3 protein-coding genes are annotated in these 3,774 nt (G+C 31.4%); 2 read left to right on the top strand and 1 reads right to left on the bottom strand.

What is annotated here, in order from left to right:
- The coding region (locus tag ACTF56_RS12865; RefSeq protein ID WP_438967313.1) for a hypothetical protein at positions 1 to 497 on the bottom strand (497 nt) is incomplete at its 3' end.
- Positions 498 to 1,471: 974 nt separating this feature from the next.
- Between ACTF56_RS12865 and ACTF56_RS12860 the strand changes: the two genes are divergently transcribed.
- Positions 1,472 to 3,142 (top strand): Eco57I restriction-modification methylase domain-containing protein, encoded by a 1,671-nt coding sequence (locus ACTF56_RS12860; RefSeq protein WP_438967312.1) that lies wholly within the window; start codon positions 1,472 to 1,474, stop codon positions 3,140 to 3,142.
- Positions 3,121 to 3,726: a hypothetical protein gene (locus ACTF56_RS12855; RefSeq protein ID WP_438967311.1), complete on the top strand. Its 606-nt coding sequence runs from the start codon at positions 3,121 to 3,123 to the stop codon at positions 3,724 to 3,726. Before ACTF56_RS12860 ends, ACTF56_RS12855 begins: the two co-directional genes overlap by 22 nt.
- The last annotated feature ends 48 nt before the right edge of the window (positions 3,727 to 3,774 follow it).

Genomic DNA, 3,774 nt, shown 5'->3' with positions numbered 1-3,774 from the left:
TAGTGAGTTGTTCCGCTTGGAGCAGCAATCATATTCGCAGGAATAAATGATGCCAAATCCACAGTAATTTCACCAGCTACTCGGTCAATAGTTGCCACAAACGGAGCAAACAAAGTTGTACCAAGCTTACCACGGATATTGAATTCAAAACCAAATAACAATTCAGCTTCTCCATCAATCACATTACGCAAACCACGCTCACTTACAGTGTCCGCTTGGATAACTTTAACCATCGCTTGTGTCAAACGACTAACCATTTTACCATCAGCAGAATTTAAAAGCAACGGTCTTAAAGCTGTTCGAAGCATTTTTCCTGCTTTTCCAGCTCTACCAAACTCAGAACCATTCTCACGAGTTCTTTGAAACGCAGGATCACTTGCAATTCTACTAGCGTCAATACCGCCTTTTTCTCTTGCTAAGTGACCATCTTGCGTTTTGTAAAAAGTAATATCTCCGATAGTACCTTTCAATTTAATTATGCCTTTCTGTCTAGCCATAACTTCAAAATTTTGTTAAACATTCATCTAAAATCTCCTTCATTCTTTCAATCAGTTGCAACCACATTTTGAATGATTAAAGCAAAGTTTACAAAGCATTTCACTAAAGAAAAAGTAACAAGTGTACCATATGTCCAAAATCGACACAAGTGTCTTAAATGAACATAAAAAGCCAATAAATAAGTATGAAAAATTATAACTAAATTGCAAAAGATTTTCTGCACGTCAGAAGTATAGCATTGCTATATCAAAGGTATAGATAAAGTATGAAATTGAATAATCAGAGGGTTTGCATCTATCCGAAGGACATACAACGCATAACAGGCAAGAGTTATCGTCAAAGTACTAGATTAATGCAAAAGATAAAAAAAGACCTCAACAAGCTCGAAAATGAGTTTCTAACGATTGAAGAGTTCTGTACATATAGTGGCATAAAATATGAACAAGTAACTCACTTGATTTTTGGTTAAGATTGGAGAAATACAAAAACAAATTTTAATCAAAAAAAGCATATCTAAGCACCTAAATAACCAGTTCAAATTTTAGTCTTGATACTTTAATATTCAAATAATTATCCTTATATTTGACTACTTTGAATTTAGAATAATAGTAACCTTATAAAAGAGGTGTCAGTCGAGGTGTCACTTAAATTTAATGCTTTGCTAAGTATTGATTTTATTGGTGACTTTTGTAGCAGACAAATCCCTCTTTCTCCGCGGAAAGCATGTTTCAAAAGAAACATAAAAGTTCAAAAACCCTTTAAACATCAATGTTTGAAGGGTTTTATCGTTTTTAACAAAGTGTCAAAAAACACATAAAAACGCATGATTTAGTTACCCTATAGGTTACCCTATGGATTTTTACAAAAAATAGGGTAACTAGAATATGAAAATTCGCTGGGAATTCGCTGGATTTAAAAGGGCTAACGAGATTTTTAATGTCAATTTGTACTATTAATTTTAATTAAAAAAGTTATGGTAAAAACAATTATTTACATTAAAAAAGACAAGGCAAGAAGTAATGGAGATTGCCCAATTTACATTAAAGTGGTATTTAACCGAAAATCTACCACAATTAGTACTGGAAAATATATTTCAGAAGAGCGTTGGAAACAGTCCGATAATCTCAGAAAATTACTTCGACAGGATAAAGAAAAAACACTAAAAGATTTCTTAGATTTATTCATTTTAAACATAGAAAAGATTCACAATCAAATTGAGCGTTTTCAAGAAGATGTAACTATAGAGGAATTCAAAAACAGAATTCTTGGTAAACAAATAACAGAAATCTCGCCCTCACTGCTTAAAATTATTGATGAACATAATTTGCATTTTTCTAAATTAGTAAAAATAGGGGAACGATCAAAAGCTTCGCTCCAAAAGTATTCGCGAGTTATGGAGTTGATTAAAATTTTCAATAATAAAACTTATGGAAGTAATGATGTACTTATAGACAAAATTAATAGTGCTTACATCTATAACTTAGAGTCGTACCTGAAATTTGAAAGTGATTATAAAGGTAAAACTGGTATAAAGAATAATTCTGTGGTGAAATATTTCAAAAACCTAAAAACCATTTGCAATTATGCAATACGAATGGAATTAATTGATAAAAATCCATTCAATATCTATAATGGTAAAATAAAAGTAGAAGAAGCTACATTCCTTACCCAAGCGGAATTAGAGAGTATTGAAAATAAAACATTTAAAATTGATCGTTTAGAGCGTGTAAAAGATATATTTTTATTTAGTTGCTATACCGGTTATGCACCTGTAGACGCCATAAAACTAACCCGCAAAAATATTATTCAAGATACAGAAAAAACACTATGGATTAAGGCTAATCGGCAAAAAACTAATACCAAAGCAAATGTCCCAATACTCCCACCTGTTTTAAAAATAATCAATAAATATCAATTTTATGGAGACACTATGCTACCTAAAATTTCGAATCAAAAAATGAATGCTATCAGCGAATTTATTCAATCATCAGATTATAAAACAATTAAAGAAATAGCAAACGCATTATCCTTATTACAACAAGGAAAAAATATTGGGGCAGCATTAAAATTAAAAATCACTCCTCAAACCTACGATAAAATTGAAAATCAGTTTCAAGACTGGAACACCAAACAAATTCAAGGAAAACTAGATTTTCTACAAACTGATTTATGGAACAACCTAAAACCGTTTCTAGAAGTTTTGTTGGTAATGACCAAAAAATATACTGCTGTTGTGGCAAACCCACCATACATGGGACAAAAAAGTATGAATGCAGAATTGAAAGATTATGTAAACGACTATTATCCTGAAACAAAGTCCGATTTAATGACGGTGTTTATGGAAGTAATTCCAAACATGACGTTAGACAATTCTCGTTTTGCTTTAATTAATTTACCATCATGGTTGTTCTTATCTTCTTTTGAAAAATTAAGAGTAAGTTATATTGAAAAGTACCATTTTGAAAGCCTGTTACACATGGGTCGTGGTATTTTTGGTATTGACTTTGGCTCGGTAGCTTTTACCATGAAAAAAGAACAAAAGAAAGTTGCCGTTGGTAATTATTTTAGATTACACGAACGCAATTTTCAACACATCCTTTTTGAAGATATTGAAAGGCTATTTTGTATGCCAACGGAAACGTAAACTACAAATACGATTTCAATTTATACCGTGGCGACGAAGGAATTACCGAGATACCAGAACATGGAACAGCAAATGGACAAAGACTTTATTACCCAAATATCGCTCAAGAAAATTTTGAAAAAATACCTGGAAGTCCAGTTGCATATTGGATAAGTTACAATAGGTTAAATACATTTACAAATTTCCCCTCTATAATCGATATTGCGGAACCAAAAGTGGGTATGTTAACAACCAATAATGATTTATTTATGAGAAGCTTTTGGGAAGTTGATTTTCGGAAAGTAGGTTTTAATTTAAAAAATAAAGCGGAAGCAATTAAAAGTGGCTCTAAATGGATTCCATACAGTAAAGGTGGAAGTTATAGAAAATGGTACGGAAATAATGAATTTGTAGTTAATTTCGAAAATGACGGAAAAACTATTTGTGATTACATTGATTCACAACCTGGTGTAAAAGTTAAATCATCAGGAAGGGTTACAAATAGAATTTATTTTTATAAACCAGCTCTTACATGGTCATTAACTTCATCAGGCAGTTTTGGAGTCAGATATAGACTGGATATGCAAATAAAAATTACAGTTTAAGTTAAGCGACATTTTTGTAAATGTTGTTTTGATTATTAAATTCTTCGA

Source organism: Flavobacterium sp. (genome assembly GCF_965657075.1).
Lineage (GTDB): Bacteria > Bacteroidota > Bacteroidia > Flavobacteriales > Flavobacteriaceae > Flavobacterium.
Note: the sequence above shows the minus strand (reverse complement) of the source record. Positions and strands in the feature narration are given on the sequence as shown.

Bases quoted from the DNA above. Each gene is read 5' to 3' on its own strand.
- ACTF56_RS12860 (WP_438967312.1), top strand. From the start codon at position 1,472: ATGGTAAAAACAATTATTTACATTAAAAAAGACAAGGCAAGAAGTAAT.